This is a genomic window from Streptomyces sp. NPDC058239, assembly GCF_042882185.1.
Lineage (GTDB): Bacteria > Actinomycetota > Actinomycetes > Streptomycetales > Streptomycetaceae > Streptomyces.
Window position 1 is genome coordinate 161,814 of record NZ_JBHVWS010000011.1, and the last position, 17,733, is coordinate 179,546.

Below are 17,733 nucleotides of genomic sequence, written 5' to 3' on the forward strand. Positions count from 1 at the left end.
GCCGCCCGGGCGTCGAAGGAGTGTGCCGTGACCGGCCGGCGATCCATCAGCGAAGCCGAGAAGCTGGTAGAGGCCAAACTCGGCGGTGTACCGATCCGTCATGAACAGATGGCCGTGGTGGCCAACATCTACCGCGCCGCCTCGGCTGTCCGATGATCCACCTGCGGCGTCCCAGTCGTTCGCTGGAATCGATCCCCTTGCGGGCCATGCGCACGCCTATACGTTTGGGTGGTCAGGCAGGTGTGGCGCAGGTGGTACACGCGCTTGCCGACGGGGCCCACCGGCGATGATCCGCGCGCCGCACCCGGGCGCCCCGGTCCCGCCGGCCCCATCGATCAGATGCCCTTCGCGGGAGCGACCCGGCCCGTGCAGGGCGACAGTTCGGCCGTCAGCCAGCGGAAGACATGCCGCACCTGACGTTTCCACAGCCCGATGGTGTGCGGGCCGCTCACCTCTGCCACCACCACCCGCGTCGGAGGCGTTGCCGCCCGCCGCAGCGCGAGGCCGTCACGGTAGCCGTCGTTGCGCCCGCCCGAGAGGTAGAGCGCGACGCACGGCGGGGTGGCGGCGTGGCGCAGAATCCACAGCGGGTTGTTGACCCGCCGCAGCTCCGGGTCCCGGCCCGTGAGGGAAACCCGCTCGGCGGCCGGGTCGTTGTAGCCGGAGAGGCCCACGGCGGCCCGGTACCGGTCCGGGTGGGAGAGCGCCATCTTCACGGCGCAGTGCGCCCCGGCCGAGAACCCGGCCACCGCCCAGCCGCTCGCACGACTCTGCGCGCGGAAGGTATCGGTCACCATCTGCCGGACATCCACGCTCAGCCAGGACTCGGCGTCCACGACACCCGGCACATTGGCGCACCCGGTGTCCTGACCCGCCAGCAGATTGGTCCGCGGCTCCACGAGGATGAACGGGGCAATCTCCCCACTCCGCATCCCGGCCCCCAGCTGCGACTGCACCCGCAGGCTGCTGAACCACGCCTTCGTCGATCCGGGAAAGCCGCCGAGGAGCTCGACCACGGGGAACTTCCGGTGCCGGTAGGCCGGTTGGCCGTACTGCGGCGGCAGCCATACGTACACCTCGCCGCGCACCCCCGACACCCGGCCGCTCAACTGGGTGACGCGGACGCCCCGGCCCATCCGGGCGTCGTGCGTCGGACTGAAATCCTGTACGCCCTTCGACTCATTCGCCAGGTGCTTGTGATCCCCGAGTCCGTCGCGCCCGAGATCGGGCGCGGCGACGATGTGGTGTCCTGTGCCGAGCAGGTCGGCCCAGCTGTCGTACAGGCCGTTGGTGTTGTTGACCATCACGAAGACGCTCAGCACGGCGGCCGCCTGCGCGAGGACGACCATCACCAGGCGGACCGCGCCGCGCACCACGGCGGGGCCGCGCACCCGGCCCCACAGCAGCAGGGGAAGCAGCACGGTGACCACGGCCAGCGCGATCGTGGCCAGGAAGAAGGGTGTCCCCGTCAGGCTCATCACGCCTGAGAGGATGCCGTGCGCCCCGCGATGGTTTACCCGCTTTTCCACCTCTTTACGTCGGACGCGGGAGACCGTGGGACGCCGTGTTGACGCCAGGACCGCCGGCCCGCGTCCTCCTGGCCCGGTCCGCCCGGCGTGCGACGCGAGGAACCGGCGCGCGGGGTGCCGGCCGGCACCCCGTGGCGCTGCCGTCATGGTCGGACGAGGGTCGGGCCCGGAGCGCACCCAGGAAATTTCATGGACAGGTGTCCATGTATTCTGGACACTTGTCCATGAACTCTGAGTAGGTGGCGACAATGATGGAGACGGCAGCGGACGTCCTGGTTGGCCTCGTGGCGGCCTTGCACGCGTACATCCTGGTTCTGGAGATGTTCCTTTGGGAGAAGGGACCGGGCCGGAAGCTCTCCGGTTTCGACGCCGCCCTGGCCCGTGCCACCGCACCGCTGGCCGCGAATCAGGGGCTCTACAACGGTTTCCTGTCCGCCGGGCTGGTCTGGGGTCTGATCGCCGACGATCCGACAGGCTTCCGGGTCCGGGTCTTCTTCCTTGTCTGTGTGCTCGTCGCCGGCGTGTACGGCGGCGCCACCGCGAACCGGCGCATCCTCATTGCCCAGGCACTGCCCGGGGCCCTGGCCCTCGCTGCCGTCCTGATCGCCCGATGACCACCCCGCGTGAAGACCCCCGGGCCGCCCGGACCCGGGCCAAGCTGCGCCGGGCCCTGCTCGACGAGTGCGCCCAGCGCCCGCTGGCGGACGTCAGCGTCGCCGCACTGGTGCGTCGGGCCGGAGTCGGCCGTGCCACGTTCTACCTCCACTACGGCGACCTGGAGGCGCTGGCAGTGGATGCCTGCGCCGACGTGGTCCGCGATGCCGTGGACGCCCTGCACGCCTGGCGTGGCACCCCTGACCCCGCCTCCCCGCCACCCGCGCTGGTCGACTTCTTCGCCGGCCTCACCCCGCACACCGGCCTCTACCGGGCGCTGCTGCACCCGGGCGGCGGCGGCCCCCTCGGCCACGTCCTTCATCGGGACCTGCGCGCCCGCAGCCACACCGAACGCACCCTGGCCGGGGCACCGGAGCCCGAACTGATCGCCTCGGCTGTGGCCGCGACCTTCACGGGCGTGCTCGCCGACTGGCTGCATGGGCTCATCGAAAGCACCTCCGCCCAGATCGCACACCGGATCTGGTGTCTGCTCGTCACCCTGCACCGCACCCGCCTGCCCTGACGGGCCGCCTCGCCGCGTCGACCCGGACGCCTCCGGCTGTCCGTCCATGGATGCGGATCCCGCGCACGGTTCCACCGGCCCTTCCTGCCGTCCGCCCGACGTGAGTTCACCCACCGTTCCCGCGCACATTGTCCAAGAGTCGCTCCAAAGGCTCTCCTTGTTGTGAATCAAGGCCATACGATGCGCTTGCGAAGCGCGCGCCGCGCACAGGAACACAGGGGGAGGCGCGATGTCCGGGAGAACGCATGACGACATATCCGACGCCATGCCGGGCGGAGCATGGGGCACGCTCCCCGAGGGCGTGGAGCTGTACCACCTGAGGCCGGACGGAGGCATCGAGCTGGCCGACCGCGAGGGCGCCCGCGAGCTGGGACCTGAGCGGGAGTTCCTCCGCTTCATCGATGACGGACAGTTCGCCCACTACCTGGTGGGCGACGCGGCAACTTCCCCCGAACGCCCCTCGAACGCGACGGTCAAACTCGGTGTCGTGGGGCCGCGCAGCGCCTTCACCCCGCATGCCCACGGCGGTGAACACTTCGTCCTCAGCCTGGGCCACGCGGCGTGCGGCCTCCATGACGCGGACCGCGGCCGGGTCACCGAAGTCCCGCTGACTCCGGGGATGTTGATACGGATTCCGGAGATGATGCCCCACTCCTTCGCGAACAGGGGCACCGATCCGCTGACGATCCTCGCAGCCAACACCGGTTACGGGATCGACCACGAGGACTACGCGATAACCGCCGGGGAGGCGGAGCGCCGCGCCCCGGGCGACACCCCGACGGCCGGCCGGGTGGCCGTGGCCACCGCCACCGACTACCGCGCACTCGCAGCCGCTCTGCGCGACATCGAGCACCTTCAGCAGGACCGTGGCATCGCCACCACCACCGTCCGCGAGCGTCTGGCCAAACGGCTGCGCCGTGTGGCGACCGCACTGGAGGTCCGCCGGTGATCTGTCCGCACTGCGAGAAGAACCTGCTCCGCAAGGAGCGCCCCGACAACACCTGCTCCCACTGCAGGCGCACGTACGCGCTCGACCCCAAGACCAACTCCCTCGGCCTCAGCGACCTGCGGGTGCGCAGGATCCTCGCCAAGGTGACGGAGGAGGGCAGGATCGCGGTGGCGCCGGACCAGTTGTGGTACGCGCTCTCGCGCAAGCGCCTCAAGGAGGGCAAGTTCGCGCCGGGGTGTGCGGGTTCCTCGCTCTTCGCGGGCCTGGTCGTCGGCGTCTTCGGCATCTTCACCGAGATCTCGTACCTCGTCCTCATCTCGGGCGCCCTGCTGCTCGCCTCCGCGGGCTTCGCCGTCGCACGAGCCGCCGGTGCGGGCCGGGGCTTCCCGGTCATGAGCCGTGCGGCGTTCCGTTCGGAGGCGCTCGAGCCCTGGCGGAACGTGTACGGCGGGCTGCCGCCCGGGGTGGTCGACGACACCGCTCCCGTTCCCTCTCAGGCCAGAACTCGTGAGCCCTCCGGCGCTCAGCCCGGGGCCGTACTCCTGTGCCCGGACCGCTCCATCACGGCGTTCCTGATCGCCGACGGCCTGCCCGCCCGTTACGGGATCGCGCCGGCCAAGGATCTCGACACGGTCCGCGCCCTGCCCACTCAGGGCCCGGTGATCGTGCTCCACGACGCCGACGCGCACGGCGAGCTCCTCGTCCGACGCGTCCGCGAGAGTCTGGGGCAACGCATGGTGATCGACGCCGGACTGCCACTGCGCACCGTCCGCGGTCTCGCCCAGGCCGTGCCCTACCGCGACCGGGGCGGTCAGCCCGACCGGGAGACCATGGCACGGCTCACCGCGCTCGGCGAATTCACCGAGGAGGAGCTGAAGTGGCTGGGAAAGGGCTGGCGGTTTCCGCTCGTCGGCATGCCCCCCGCCCGGCTTCTCGCCGCCGTCACCCGGATCGCCGAACAGGTCACCCGGAACGTCGATCCACAACGGCGCCGCGCCGCGTCCGTGGGATTCATGACCTGGCCCGGCCCGGCGGCCCGGGACCGGGCGGGTGAGCGGTGATCTGCCCCGGCTGCGCCGCCTCGCTCACCGGCAAGGAGCGCACCGGCCGAGTATGCGCGCACTGCGGGAAACGCTTCGCACTCGACCCTGCGGTCCACGGCATGGGCATGCACGACATCCGTATCCGGGGCATCGCGGAGCGCGCCACCGACCACGGACGCCTGAAGATCACCCTCACCCAGCTCTGGTACCTGTCCCGCACCCGCAACTACGCGTGGGCCGAGCAGGAGCCGCAGGGTGTGCCGACCGGGATCCGCTGGCTCGTGGCTCTGCCGGTGGCCGTCGTCCTCCTCCTGTGCGCGGTCCTGACCGACGGTGTCCTCGCGCTCGTCGCCGGAGCTGCCGGGTGCGTCGTCCTCGTCGTCGCATCGGCCATGCGCCATCGCCCCGGTCAGCCGCCCCGTTCGCAGATCATCCCCTCCGAAGAGATCTTTCGTCAGCTGATGACGGGCGCCTGGTCGACGGCGTACGGCCGGCTGCCGAAAGGCGTCGTCGACGATGCACGCCCCGCGCCCCGGCCGCGCAGCGTGAGCCGTTCCCGTGCGTCTGCTCCGGCGTCCAGGCCCACGGCCGTGATCCTGTGCACCGACCGGGCGGCAGCCCTCTTCCTCACGGCCAATGACATTCCCGGCCGTCTGGGTGCCGTCCTCCTGGAGGCCGCCGGCACGGAGGGAACCGCGGGGCGCTCCGACGTCGTGGCCGGGGCCCTCAAGGAACTCGCGGAGTACCGCAGCACGCTCCCGGTGGTCGTCCTGCACGACGCCGACCCGCTGGGCGTCCTGCTGGCACCGCTCATCCGCGCCGCGCAGCCCGACCGGGTCGTGGTGGACGCGGGCCTCCCCGTCTCCGCGGCCAGGGGCAAGCAGGGCGTCGTACGGCTCGCCCGGCACAGCCGGTTCGCCGACGCGGAACAGCTCCGTACGGTCGCGGGTCTGCCCGAGGCGGACGCCGAGTGGCTCGCCGACGGCTTCTGGAGCCCGATCGCCGCTGTGCCGCCGCGCCTTCTCGAATCGATCGTCGTACGGGCGGTGGAGCGGGCCCTGGCCGTCCCGCCGCCCGGCCCCGGGCACTCCCACACCAACGGCTTCCTCACCTGGCCGCAGACCCCGCAGACCCCACGGGCGCGGGACACCGGCCGACCCGGCGCCGGTACGTCCGAGCAGGAAGGCACCAGCTCCGCATGAGTACGCGACGCCCCCAGGCTCCCGGAAGCGGGACCTCCAACGCCCCGGCTCCCCGAACCGGCCACGGACCCGGCGCCCGCCTCCTCGATCTCGCGATCACCGGGGCCGGGGCCCGCGCCGCGGGCCCCGGCGGCATCAGGTTCACGGAACGGCAGCTCTACTACGAGACCTGCCGCGTCCTGAGCCCGGCCGCGGCCCTGCTCACCCGCATCCCGCGGACCCCGGCCCCTCCCCTGCGTCTGCCCACGTTCACGCGCGCCCTGGATGCGCGGGGCAGGGAGTCCGTGGAGGGCCTGCTCCCGCCGCTGCCGTCGGCGCCGCCACGGCCTCCGACCACACCCGATTCCTCCGAACCCGACCTCTACGCCTACGGACTGCCCCGCATTCTCGTCTGCCAGGAAAGCTCGATCGCCCGCATGCTGCTCGCCAATCATGTGCATCTGGAGGCGGCCTGCCCCGTCCTCCCGGCGGTCGATGCCCTGCCGCTCGCCCCTCGCCTCGTCGCGGCGCTGGAGCGGGCGGAGGGCGCGACGGTCCATGTGCTGCACGACGCAAGCCCGGAGGGCATCGAGCTCCCGGCGCGGATCAGGGCCGCTCTCGGCCGCGTCCCCGGCGTACGGGTGGCATCGATCGGACTCGTACCCCGTCACGCGGCGGCCCTGCGGCTTCCCACCGGCCGCGGCCCGGCACCGGCACCGCCTCTCGGACCCTGGCCTCCGGCGCTGCGGCCCCAGGAGGCCGCGTGGCTGGCGCGTGGACGGTTCGCGCAGGTCGCGGCGGTGTCACCGCCCCGCCTGGTGCGTACGGTGCTGCGCCTGACACGGGGCCCCCGACCGCCCCGGAACTCCATGTGGACCGAACTGCGCGGGCTGCGTACCACGGGTTTCCTGACCTGGCCCGTCTCATGATCCACCGCGTCACCCGCCCGCGAACCGCGGGGTGACCCGTCCGAGCGGGCCCTGGCTCCCGAGGCCACGACCGCCCCACAGACCCGAGGAACGCACACGATGATCCGACCTCAAGAGATCGGCTACTCCGACGAACTGCTCTCCGACGGCAGTGTCCACCGGCGCTACGAGGACGGCCGGGAGGAGTGGCGCCGACGCGAGGGATCCCACCGCGACCTCGTGCGCTGGCACGACAACCGGAACGCCTCCGGCACCGACGAACTCCTCGGCAACCGCATCATCAAGCGCACCCTCGCCGACGGCACGGTGATGTATGCCCGCGACATCGGATACGGCCGCACCCTGTGGGGCCGCGGCGAGACGGTGATGGTCAACCGGACATCGTTCGGCGGCAGGATGGGCGTCGTGCTCGCGGGCCTGGGCGTGGCGGGCCTCGCCATAACCGCCGCCCAGCTGCCGCCGCTGAGCATGAGCCCGGAGGAGGAGGAAGAGCTCCGCCAGCAGCAGGCACAGAGCCAGTCGTCGTCCTCGGGCGACTCCGGCGGAGGCGGGAGCGGCGATTCCGGTGACAACGGCACGGACGACTGGGACGCGGGCTGGGACAACGACGACGACGCCTGGAGCGACGACGACTTCGGCTGAGCCTGCCACGCCGACACCACCGGAAGCCGTAGCGGCGGCGATAGCAGTACGGACCAGGGAACACAAAGGAAAGGAGCCGTCCATGGCACGCTTCTGCGTCTGCCTGGCCCCGACCACCCGGCAGGCCCGGGCCCATGTCGAGGCGATGGGTGCGGCCGGGACCGGCCGCACAGCCGTGGACGTCGCCGGGGCTGATCTGGGACTGATCGCGGGCGAACCCGGCCGCGCCGAAGGCCCGTTCACGGCACACGGCCTGACGGCGGTGGGCGAGGTCACCCTCCACAACCGCCCGGCCCTCCTGTCCGCGCTGCACGCCGAGGGGACCTCCGTACCCGCTCGGTGCTCCGACGGTGAACTGCTGCTGCGCTGCTGGGCGCGGCTCGGCAACGCGGGGGTGGCGCTCGCCGAGGGCATGTTCGTGCTGGCCGTGCTGGACGGTACGGACCTGATCCTGATCCGCGACCAGGTGGGCGCACGGACTCTCTTCTACGCACGCGCCGAAGGAGCCTGGGCGGCCTCGACCTCGCTGAGGGCGCTGCGGCGCTGGCCCGCGCTCGGCACGTCGATGAATCTGTCCGCGGTCCGTTCGTTCCTCACCTTCGCTTATCTGCCGGGCGAGGAGACGCTCCTGACCGGTGTGCGGGAGGTCCTGCCCGGGCGGGTGCTGCGGCTGGCGGAGGACGGCACGGTCACCGAAGCGGTGCACTGGGAGCCCCGCGAGCACATCGCGCAGCCGGTGCCGCAGGATCCGACGGAGCATGTCCTGGCCCTGCGGGCGCTCCTGGAGCGGGCGACGGCCGACAGGCTCCCGGAGGCGGAGCCGGCTGCGGTCCTTCTTTCCGGCGGGATCGACAGCTCCCTCGTCACCGCGCTGGCGGCGAAGCTCCACGGCCATCCGGTACACACCTACTCGATCAGCTTCGGCGACGAACTCCCCAACGAGCTGGGCTACTCGGGCCTGGTGGCCGCCCACTGCCATACCCGCCACCGGGTCCTGAACGTGTCGGGAAAGACAGTCGCCTCACGGCTCGCGGAGGCGGCCGCGCTCCTGGACAGTCCGGTGGGCGATCCGTTGACGGTCCCGAATCTGTTGCTCGCGGAGGCCGTGGCCGCGGACGGCGCCTCGGTGGTGCTCAACGGCGAGGGAGGCGATCCCGTGTTCGGCGGCCCGAAGAACCTCCCGATGCTGGTGCAGGAGATGCACCGTGAACCGGGGGCGCCCTGGGACGAGGACCGGGCGACGGCGTATCTGCGCTCGTACCGCAAGTGCTGGACGGACCTCCCGACGCTACTGACCGCGCAGACGCTCGATGCGCTGCGGGACGCCCCCCGCCCCCAGCGGTTCGTCGAGCCGTATCTGACTCCGGGCGCCGACAGCCCGCATCGCATGGGCCATCTCCTCAACCAGCTCCTGCACTGCAATCTGCGGACCAAGGGCGCGCACCACATCCTGACAAAGGTGGAGCGCCTGACGGCGTCGCAAGGCATCGAGGGCCGGGCACCGCTCTTCGACCGCCGGGTCGTCGACCACGCGTTCTCGACGCCGCCCACGTACAAACTCCGTGGCTCGGCGGAGAAATGGATCCTCAAGGAGGCCGCGCGCGACCTCCTCCCCGACACGGTCGTCGACCGCCCGAAGAGCGGGATGCGGGTGCCGGTGCAGCAGTGGCTGACGGGTCCTCTGCGCGATCTCGGGAACGATCTGCTGCTGAGCCGGCAGTCGGCCGGCCGGGGACTGTTCCGCCCGGACACGCTCTGCACCTGGATGAAGGGCGAGGGCACGCTTCTGCCCCGTCAGGGCGGCAAGCTGTGGCTGGTGCTGACGCTGGAACTGTGGCTGCGATCGTACGCGTTGTGAGGAACGAGCAGCAGGAAGCGACGACGAACACTGAACTCACCGATCCTCGCACGGGCCGTTCCCGCGGCACGGCGCCCGTCTCCCGCAAGCCCGAGGTGGCTGTGACCGTGGCGGCGGCCCGTACGGCGCTGGGCACGTGGAGTGCACTGACCCCCAGGGACCGGGCGCGGCGCCTGGACCGGCTGGCGACGCTGATCGAGGTCAGCGCGGCGCAGTACGCGGCTCGTGAGCGGGCCTGCCGACATGCCCTCCGGCAGGTGGTCGCTGCGCGGACCGGCTGTGGAGCACACGTCGCGTAGGCCGGCGTCGCAGATTGCAGTCGACGCCCGGCACGGAGCGAACAGGCGCACGCCGCGCCGACGCTTGCCCGACTCGGTAGCTGCGTATAGGACGCGCACCTTGCCGGCGCCCCGGGGCTGCGACGTCTGAGGCCGTCGCTCAGGAGTTCTTCGAGCCGGTCGGCGCCCGTCGCCCCCGCAGCGGACCGGATCAGAATCGCGTCAAGGTCGCCGGGCCGGGACTCCTGCCCGCCGCTCACGGCCGATGCTGATCAGCGGCACCCGTCGCCCGGCCACGCAGGAAAGCCCCGTGACCGGGCGTGCGTGCGGCGTGAGGAGGCGCCTGCCGTGACGGAATCGGATATGAGACGGGGAAGGCTCAAGGTCTTCCTCGGGGCGGCCCCCGGCGTCGGCAAGACCTACCGGATGCTCGACGAGGGACATCGCAGAGCACAGCGGGGAACCGATGTCGTGGTGGCCTTCGTCGAATGCCACCAGCGACCGCTCACCGAGGAGCGGCTCGACGGCCTGGAGGTTCTCCCTCGTGTCGCACGTTCCCACCGGGGCGGGGAGTTCAGCGAGATGGACCTCGAAGCGGTGCTGCGCCGACGTCCTCAGGTGGCGCTCGTCGACGAACTCGCTCACACCAATGTGCCCGGCGGCCGGCACGCCAAGCGCTGGCAGGACATCGAGGAACTCCTCACCGCCGGCATCGATGTCGTCACCGCCGTCAACATCCAGCACCTGGAGTCCCTCAACGACGTCGTCGAGAAGATCACCGATGTGCCGCAGCGGGAGACCGTCCCCGACGAGGTGGTGCGCCGCGCCGATCAGATCGAACTCGTCGACATGCCGGCCGAGGCGCTGCGCCGCCGGATGGCGCACGGGAACATCTACGCACCGGAAAAAATCGACGCCGCCCTGTCCAATTACTTCCGTCCCGGAAACCTCACCGCATTGCGGGAGTTGGCCCTGCTGTGGGTGGCAGGACGCGTCGACGAAGCGCTGCAGAAGTACCGCTCCGAACATGGCATAGAGCGCGTCTGGGAAACACGCGAGCGAGTCGTGGTGGCGCTCACGGGTGGCGCCGAGGGCGAGACAGTCATCCGCCGCGCGGCCCGGATCGCCGACCGCAGCGCAGGCGGTGACCTGCTGGCCGTGCACATCGTGCGCAGCGACGGGCTGACCGGCGGTGCCTCATCGGCTTCGCTGGCCCGCCAACGGGCACTCGTCGAGAGCCTCGGTGGCAGCTATCACTCCGTCGTGGGCGACGATGTGGCCACCGCGCTCACTGAGTTCGCACAGGCCGAGAACGCCACGCAACTGGTACTGGGCACCAGCAGGCGACGGCGCCTGGAGCGGTTCCTCACCGGCCGCGGCATCGGCGAAACGATCGTCGAACTGTCGCAGGACATCGATGTGCACATGGTCACCCACGAGCGTGCCGGCGGAGGTCGGCTCCTGCCCTCACGGCGGCGCACCCTGCCGACCGCACGGCTCATCGCGGGGCCGGTGTCAGGTCTGGTTCTTCCGGTGGCTCTGACGTTCCTGCTGGACAGCACCCGAGGCAGCCTCAACCTGACGAGTGAGGCGCTGCTGTTTCTCGTGGTGGTGGTCGGGGTGGCCTGTGTCGGCGGAGTGGTGTCCGCGCTCGTCGCATCGGTGACGGCGTCCCTGCTGCTCAACTACTGGTTCATACCGCCGATCGGTGAGTTCACCATCTCCGAGCCCAACAACATCCTGGCGCTCCTGGTATTCGCGATCGTCGCAGCCACCGTGGCCGCGATCGTCGACCGATCGCTGCGGCTGTCCCGCCGCGCCGCCCGGGCCACGGCCGAGGCGGAGACGCTGTCCTCGCTGGCCGGGTCCATCGTCCGCGGGGACCAAGCGATCCCGGCGCTGCTCGAACGTACGAGAGAGACCTTCTCAATGACCTCCGCCGAACTACTCGCTCAGCCGACGACGGACGACGACGCCGTCCACGTGCCAGTCGGTCCCGACGCCCACCTGGTGCTGCGGGGCCGCGCCCTCCCCGCATCCGAGCTGCGTGTTCTGACGGCCTTCACCGCGCATGTCGCCGCGGCCCTCGAACGCGCACGCCTCGCCGAGGCCGCCGCCGAGATAGAGCCCGTGAAGGCGGCCGACCGGATGCGTACAGCGCTGCTCGCCGCCGTCAGCCACGATCTGCGCACCCCGCTGGCGGCCGGCTGGGCCGCCATCAGCTCCCTGCGCAGCACCGAGGTCGACTTCAGCGACGAGGACCGGGCCGAACTGCTGGCGACGGCCGAGGAGTCCATGGCCCGGCTGAACCGGCTGGTGGACAACCTTCTCGACATGAGCCGGCTCCAGGCAGGGGCCCTCACCCTGAATCTGAGGGCCACCACCCTCGACGAAGTGCTGCCGGCGGCTCTGGACTCGCTGCCCTGCGACCCGACCGACGTGAAGATCCGGATCTCCGAGGATGTGCCCGCCGTACTGGCGGATCCGCCCTTGCTGGAACGCATCATCGCCAATCTCGTCGGGAACGCCGTCCGTTACACCCCGCCGGACCACTCGGTCGTGATCACTGCGAGCGCGCTGGCCGACCGGGTCGAGTTCCGCGTCATCGACCGCGGACCCGGTCTGCCGGTCACCGACCGTGAGCGGGCTTTCGTGCCCTTCCAGCGACTGGGCGACACCGACAACACGACAGGGGTCGGCCTCGGCCTCGCGCTCGCCCGGGGCCTGGCCGAGGCGATGGGGGGCACCCTTGCGCCGGAAGACACCCCCGGTGGGGGCCTGACCATGACCCTGTCGCTTCCCGCCGCCGTACGGGAGCTCTTGTGAAGCGCGTGCTCGTGGTCGACAACGAACCCAGGATGCTCAGTGTCCCGAGCACCGCACTCCGGGCCCGCGACTACTCGGTCTCACGAGGAGTCGGCGCACTCCTTCCGCCGTTGCCGCTTGCTGAGCCTGCTTTCTGACCTGAATCAGGCGGCCCCGCTGGGTGCGCAGCAGTCCGGCTTCCACCGCCAGATGGGGATGTCGGCGACAGTCATGGGTTTCTCCAGCGCACCCAGCGGCCTTCCGGCCGACGCGTCCGATCGGCACCCGGGCCGCCCGGGCCCGGCCCGGTGACGCATGGCAGCAGGACGTCGAACAATGCCGACTGGCCCCGGCGCGTCCGAGTGGAAGGCCGCCGCGGCGGTGTTCCCGCTACACCGTGACGGGCAGGCCACCTCGTTCGAGAATTTCGCGCAGGACGGTAGCGATCCGCTCACGGACCTCACGCGGGAGCGCGGCCTCCCGGCTGGTGTCGCTCTCTTCGACACCGCCGCCGACGATCACCCGATACGGGGCGATACGGCGAGCTGCCGGAGAGTGCATTGTCTACGCCGTGCGATCGGCGAGAACCCAGCAAGCGAAGATTGTCCGGTTCAAAACTGCGCGGGCCCACCAACGCTGCGTGTACTGATCAACTCCAGTAAACTGACCGCGTGTTAGGAAGTGGCAAGGCCGCGAGTCGACTGCGCGCGATGGCGGGAAGCACCAGATGTAGCCGACGGTCGCAGTCCTCAACGGAGCTCTGATGAACCTGTTCATTTGCGTTCGGCGGGCTCCGCCCTGCGACCATTTCCGGGGCCGGGAGTTGCGCGATGGCCGGCCGGACGGCCGACATTGCCTGTGGGGATCTCGCCGCTGGAGCCTTGGCCGGCTCGGGCGATTCACCGGGCCCCGTCTCGGCCTCGCAGTCGTTTGTCTGCGGTGGCACTTCTTCGCCCTGCACGAACGGTCCACGCGCTATTCACGAATTGCCACATTGTTTCTCCTGTCCGCCAGTTCTCCGGAGGCCGCACTCACCCCCCTACGAGGGAGTGAACCGCTGCGCCGCTCTTCGAAGGCTCGACCGACCCCTAGGACCACCCTCCGTGACCTTGTCCTCAAAAATCGCCCTTGCCCTCGGCGTCTTGTCCCTCCTCCTAGCAGTCTGGGCGCTGCTCCTGGCACGCTCGCGCCGCAAACACGTACGACGGGGCAGAGACTTGTCCACGGAGGCGCAGGCCGCCAATTCCCGTGCGCATGCTGCCGAGGGCCGCGCCCGAACCGAGGTGCAGAACAGGCAGACCGCAGAGTCCCGCACGAAGGAACTCAATACCCGCGAGGCAGAGCTTCTCGACGAAGTGCGTCACCTCGTCTCCCAGCGACTTCCCGCTCTTGCACTGCACCTGATCAGCTCTCATCACCCCGTCCCCGGACTGCTGCACAAGAGCCTCGCGGGGTCCGAGGCTGCACAGCTCCTCGACGCCCTGCCCGAAGCTGTTTCTGACATCGTCCTCAAGGAAAGGCGCCGCATCGACGCCGCTGCTCGGGCTGCCCTGCGTGGCGCAACTCAGGAGTCCCAGGCCCTCTCCTACCGGTTGCAGACAAACATTGTGGGTCTGCAGCACGAGTTCAGCGCGCCGCCCCGTCTGACGCAGAGCCTGCTTGAGTCCGACCATCTCAATGAGCAGAATCTGCGCCTCACGCAGAGATCCGCCATCGTGTGCGGCGGCTGGCCGGGGCACGTCCGCAAGGACACCTATGTGAGCGAGGTCGTCAGTGGCGCCTCCTCCCGACTGCGCGGCTTCGACCGCATCAACATCGTTTCTCGGCTGGGCCTTTCCAACATCGGCGTGGTCGGGCGCGCGGCCGAGCCTGTTGCTGTGGTCTGCGCCGAGCTGATGGCCAACGCGCTGGAGCACTCCCGTGACGACCTCATGGTGGACGTCGGCTTGATCCAGACCGGCAACGGCAGTGTGTGCATCACGATCGACGACGCCGGCAAGGGCATGACCTCAGAAGCGCTTGCCCGTGGCCGAGGTCTGATATCGGGTGAACAGCAGGAGGTGATGCTCCTCGAGCTCGGTGACCCGCCGTCCATGGGCTTCGCCGCCATCGGCCGTCTCGTCGCCGACTACGGCCTCCATGTCTCCATCGACACTTCCTCTCCCTATGGCGGGGTGCGCGCTGTGGTGTCAGTTCCCGAGAACTTGCTGACCTCGATCGACGAAAACGCCACACCTCCCTCGGTCATGGCTCCCCAACCCGCCGTGGCGCCGCAGGCTCACAAGCGGCCCGCCAATGCCGACTCGCCCGCACACTCGCCCGCACACTCGCCCGCGCCGACCGGCGCGGCCGCGCTACCGCAGCGCCGCCGCCGTTTCTCAGCGACAGCCACCAGTGAAGAGGCCGCCGCAGCGCCCCGCCCCTTGAACCCGGAAGACACCGGTGCCATGTGGAGCGATTTCCAAAGTGGCCTCACCGGCGACCGGTCCGTCACCGATTCGGAGTCAACACAGTGACCATGCCTCAAACCCACGAAGAGACCGGCCCGTCCGCCTGGGTCCTGAAGCCCATCACCGAAATCCGTGGTGTCCGGCACGCCCTGACCATGACTCTCGACGGGATGGTCCAGGCCATCTCCGAGGATCTCACCAAGGACGAGGCAGACGGCATCGGTGCGATGACTGCCGCGCTGCACTCCGCCTCCCGCGCCGCCACCAACGCCGTTCTGGGAGCCCCTCGAAGCACTCCGCTCAAGACCGTCACCTCACACAACGACCGGGGCATCTACATGGTCATGCCGGTCGGCGAAGGAACCAACACCCTGATCGCGGCAGCGGGCGATGAGGACATGCCCATGGGGGTGGTCGCGGCCACCATGGCCCGCCAGGCAATGAAACTCGGGGAACAGATAATGTCCGTTCCCGCCCGTACCAGCGACGGGGCGTCATGAGCCGCGGCCAGGAACAGCGACGGCTGCTGCCGGCCTACCTTGCGACCGGGACCAGCCCCGGCGCCGGCCTCTCGGGCACCCTCGATTCACTGGCCGCTCTGCGTGCCAGTGGTCTGCCCCTCGCGAGGTACCACACAGCGGTGCACCAGCGCGTGATCGAGCTCCTTGCCGACGGATCTCTCAGCGTCGTCGAACTGGCCGGCTATCTCGGCCTCCCGGTCAGCGTGACTCTGGTGCTCGCCGAACAACTTGTCAGTGACGGTCAGTTAAAGGCCACCGTCCCGATTCCGGACGCCCTCCGCGCGTCGAACGATGGCCGACCGTCGAAAGAAGTCCTGGAAGAGGTTCTGAGTGGACTCCACGCTCTCCTTGCCGCCTAGCTCGCCTCCTGTCTACCTGCCTGAAGGAGAACACCGAAGGATCAAGATCCTCGTTGCCGGCCCGCTCGGTATCGGCAAGACGACCGTGGTCAAGTCGCTGTCGCAGATTCCGACACTGCACACCGACGAGGTCATGACGAACGCGGCGGTCGCTACCGATGACCTCAGCCACGATGTCCTGCGTGACAAAACCACCACCACCGTCGCCATCGACTTCGGCCGTCTGACCCTGCCGGGCGACAAGATCGTTCTGTACCTGTACGGAACTCCGGGGCAGCGCCGCTTCCTCCCGCTGTGGGAAGGCATCGCGTTCGGAGCACTCGGTGCCCTCGTCCTGGTCGACACCCGGCGGCTCAAGGACTCCTGGGAAGTGATGGAACTCATCGAGGAGCGCGGTTTGCCGTACGCCGTCGCTGTCAATGTCTTCCCTGACTCACCCAAGTACGACTTGGCGCTCATCCGTTCGAAGCTCGACCTCGCCCCGGAGACACCACTGGTCACCTGTGACGCACGAGAGAAGAACAGCGGCCTGCACGCCCTCGCCCAACTGACCGCCCATTCCATATCCGTTGCCGGAGTCAAAGCCTCGTGACGCTCACACCAGCCGAAGCCCCCGTGTCCCTGCACGGGGCCGAACACGCCGCGAACCCGCAGCGCAGCTATGAGCTGCTGCGCAGGCAGGGAGCGGTCGGCGTAGCCGAGGTGGCCCCCGGTGTCGTGGTCAACCTGGTCACCGACTACCGAGCCGCCCTCGACCTCCTCCAGGACACCGATACGTGGACCAAGGACACCCGGAGCTGGCTGCCGCAGGTGCCGGAGGACAGCCCGATCCGGCCCCTGGTGGAGTGGCGGCCGAGTCTGTTCTTCGCCGACGGCGAAGAACACGCGCACCTGCGACGTGTGATCACGGACAGCTTCGGTCTCCTGGATCCCCATGATGTGCGCGCCCTGACATTCCGCTTCGCCGACACGCTGCTCCAGGAATTCGCCGATACCGGGACTGTCGAGCTCGTCCGTCAGTACGCGCAGCAGCTGCCCCTGATGGTCTTCAATGCTCTGTTCGGCATGCCGGACGAGGAGGGCCCGCGGCTTGTGTGGGCGCTCGGGGCGATGATGGACAGCGATCCGGAGAAACAGGCAGCGGGCGGGCAGGCGTTCGGCGCCTACCTCGAAACCCTCTACGGGACCAAGGCGGCACAGCGAGGCCACGATTTGACCTCCTGGTTCATCGATCATCCCAATGGGCTGAGCCAGGAAGAGGCCGTCAACCAGATCCTCATCACCCTCGGGGCCGGGAACGAGCCACTGTGCAATCTCATTGCCAACACGCTCGTCCGCCTGCTCAGTGACGACCGCTATTTCGGCACCCTGACCACCGGGAGCCTGCCCATCCAGCACGCCATCGATGACGCGCTGTGGCACGACGCGCCGCTGGCCAACTTCAGCGTCCACTTCCCCAAGAAGGACGTGACCTTCCACGGCGCTCGCATCCCCGCAGGCTCGCCCGTCATGGTGTCCTACGCCGCCGCCAACACCTGCCCCCACTCGGGCGTGCCGGCGGACGGCTATCGCTCCGGGAAAAAGGCGCACCTGGCCTTCGCTGCAGGGCCCCATGCGTGTCCCGCCCGTGACGTCGCCACGCTGATCGCCACCGCCGCCATCGAGAGGCTCCTGACCTACCTGCCGGACATCGAACTGGATGTTCCCGCCGACAAGCTGACCTACCGCCCTGGGGCTGTCCACCGGACGCTCACCGCGCTCCCGGCCCGATTCACCCCGCTGACCCCCGACGCCGACGGGGCCACCCCCTGGAGCCGGAGCCCCTCCCGCCCCGAGCGGGAGACGCCATTGGTCCCGGCGTCAGGCGGCACTGAGGTGTAGAAGCCGTATCACCTGCCGTCGATCGTCGTGGGGGGGGGGGGGGGGGGGGCCCCGCGCGGGCGGCGCCCCCCCCAGCCCCGCCCGCCGGGGAGGCGGGCGGGGGGGCCGCGGGAGGCAGAACCAGAAAGCCC

17 protein-coding genes and 1 pseudogene are annotated in these 17,733 nt (G+C 69.9%); 16 read left to right on the top strand and 2 right to left on the bottom strand.

What is annotated here, in order from left to right:
* Nucleotides 1-27: 27 nt before the first annotated feature.
* Nucleotides 28-153, top strand: a pseudogene (locus ACFVYE_RS15760) (MarR family transcriptional regulator); the annotation flags it as partial.
* Between the two features lie 182 nt (nucleotides 154-335).
* Here ACFVYE_RS15760 and ACFVYE_RS15765 read toward each other — a convergent pair.
* Complete coding sequence (locus tag ACFVYE_RS15765) at nucleotides 336-1,478, bottom strand: alpha/beta hydrolase (RefSeq protein WP_383970605.1); 1,143 nt, start codon at nucleotides 1,476-1,478, stop codon at nucleotides 336-338.
* Between the two features lie 302 nt (nucleotides 1,479-1,780).
* Between ACFVYE_RS15765 and ACFVYE_RS15770 the strand changes: the two genes are divergently transcribed.
* From ACFVYE_RS15770 to ACFVYE_RS15815, 10 genes are all read left to right on the top strand, one after another.
* On the top strand, nucleotides 1,781-2,143 hold the full coding sequence (locus ACFVYE_RS15770) for a DUF1304 domain-containing protein (RefSeq protein ID WP_383970607.1): 363 nt from the start codon (nucleotides 1,781-1,783) through the stop codon (nucleotides 2,141-2,143).
* On the top strand, nucleotides 2,140-2,706 hold the full coding sequence (locus ACFVYE_RS15775) for a TetR/AcrR family transcriptional regulator (RefSeq protein WP_383970563.1): 567 nt from the start codon (nucleotides 2,140-2,142) through the stop codon (nucleotides 2,704-2,706). The genes ACFVYE_RS15770 and ACFVYE_RS15775 overlap by 4 nt, the downstream gene beginning before the upstream one ends.
* Before the next feature lie 229 nt (nucleotides 2,707-2,935).
* On the top strand, nucleotides 2,936-3,655 hold the full coding sequence (locus ACFVYE_RS15780; RefSeq protein WP_383970566.1) for a cupin domain-containing protein: 720 nt from the start codon (nucleotides 2,936-2,938) through the stop codon (nucleotides 3,653-3,655).
* Entirely contained in the window at nucleotides 3,652-4,716 is a 1,065-nt protein-coding gene (locus ACFVYE_RS15785; protein WP_383970569.1) for a hypothetical protein, read from the top strand. Before ACFVYE_RS15780 ends, ACFVYE_RS15785 begins: the two co-directional genes overlap by 4 nt.
* A complete protein-coding gene (locus ACFVYE_RS15790; RefSeq protein WP_383970571.1) occupies nucleotides 4,713-5,900 on the top strand; it encodes a hypothetical protein in 1,188 nt (395 codons plus the stop codon). Before ACFVYE_RS15785 ends, ACFVYE_RS15790 begins: the two co-directional genes overlap by 4 nt.
* Nucleotides 5,897-6,808 carry a hypothetical protein gene (locus tag ACFVYE_RS15795; RefSeq protein ID WP_383970574.1) on the top strand — a complete coding sequence of 304 codons (912 nt, stop codon included), beginning with the start codon at nucleotides 5,897-5,899 and terminating at the stop codon, nucleotides 6,806-6,808. The genes ACFVYE_RS15790 and ACFVYE_RS15795 overlap by 4 nt, the downstream gene beginning before the upstream one ends.
* Before the next feature lie 99 nt (nucleotides 6,809-6,907).
* Nucleotides 6,908-7,450: a hypothetical protein gene (locus tag ACFVYE_RS15800; protein ID WP_389605902.1), complete on the top strand. Its 543-nt coding sequence runs from the start codon at nucleotides 6,908-6,910 to the stop codon at nucleotides 7,448-7,450.
* An 82-nt stretch (nucleotides 7,451-7,532) separates the two neighbouring features.
* Nucleotides 7,533-9,308: an asparagine synthetase B family protein gene (locus ACFVYE_RS15805; protein WP_389605904.1), complete on the top strand. Its 1,776-nt coding sequence runs from the start codon at nucleotides 7,533-7,535 to the stop codon at nucleotides 9,306-9,308.
* Nucleotides 9,305-9,607: an aldehyde dehydrogenase family protein gene (locus ACFVYE_RS15810; protein WP_383970583.1), complete on the top strand. Its 303-nt coding sequence runs from the start codon at nucleotides 9,305-9,307 to the stop codon at nucleotides 9,605-9,607. Before ACFVYE_RS15805 ends, ACFVYE_RS15810 begins: the two co-directional genes overlap by 4 nt.
* Nucleotides 9,608-9,949: 342 nt before the next feature.
* Nucleotides 9,950-12,412, top strand: a complete 2,463-nt coding sequence (locus ACFVYE_RS15815) for an ATP-binding protein (RefSeq protein WP_389605906.1) — start codon at nucleotides 9,950-9,952, stop codon at nucleotides 12,410-12,412.
* Between the two features lie 369 nt (nucleotides 12,413-12,781).
* On the opposite strand, the gene ACFVYE_RS15820 is transcribed toward ACFVYE_RS15815, so the two are convergent.
* Entirely contained in the window at nucleotides 12,782-12,952 is a 171-nt protein-coding gene (locus ACFVYE_RS15820; RefSeq protein ID WP_383970588.1) for a hypothetical protein, read from the bottom strand.
* 656 nt (nucleotides 12,953-13,608) lie between these two features.
* Here ACFVYE_RS15820 and ACFVYE_RS15825 point away from each other — a divergent pair.
* The 5 genes from ACFVYE_RS15825 to ACFVYE_RS15845 are packed head-to-tail and all read left to right on the top strand — an operon-like array spanning nucleotide 13,609 to nucleotide 17,602.
* Nucleotides 13,609-14,907 carry an ATP-binding protein gene (locus ACFVYE_RS15825; RefSeq protein WP_383970591.1) on the top strand — a complete coding sequence of 433 codons (1,299 nt, stop codon included), beginning with the start codon at nucleotides 13,609-13,611 and terminating at the stop codon, nucleotides 14,905-14,907.
* A 2-nt stretch (nucleotides 14,908-14,909) separates the two neighbouring features.
* Nucleotides 14,910-15,341 (top strand): roadblock/LC7 domain-containing protein, encoded by a 432-nt coding sequence (locus tag ACFVYE_RS15830; protein ID WP_383970594.1) that lies wholly within the window; start codon nucleotides 14,910-14,912, stop codon nucleotides 15,339-15,341.
* Nucleotides 15,338-15,721: a DUF742 domain-containing protein gene (locus ACFVYE_RS15835; RefSeq protein ID WP_383970597.1), complete on the top strand. Its 384-nt coding sequence runs from the start codon at nucleotides 15,338-15,340 to the stop codon at nucleotides 15,719-15,721. The genes ACFVYE_RS15830 and ACFVYE_RS15835 overlap by 4 nt, the downstream gene beginning before the upstream one ends.
* Complete coding sequence (locus ACFVYE_RS15840) at nucleotides 15,693-16,313, top strand: ATP/GTP-binding protein (RefSeq protein WP_383722193.1); 621 nt, start codon at nucleotides 15,693-15,695, stop codon at nucleotides 16,311-16,313. The genes ACFVYE_RS15835 and ACFVYE_RS15840 overlap by 29 nt, the downstream gene beginning before the upstream one ends.
* Nucleotides 16,310-17,602 (top strand): cytochrome P450, encoded by a 1,293-nt coding sequence (locus ACFVYE_RS15845; protein WP_383970602.1) that lies wholly within the window; start codon nucleotides 16,310-16,312, stop codon nucleotides 17,600-17,602. Before ACFVYE_RS15840 ends, ACFVYE_RS15845 begins: the two co-directional genes overlap by 4 nt.
* Nucleotides 17,603-17,733 lie beyond the last annotated feature (131 nt).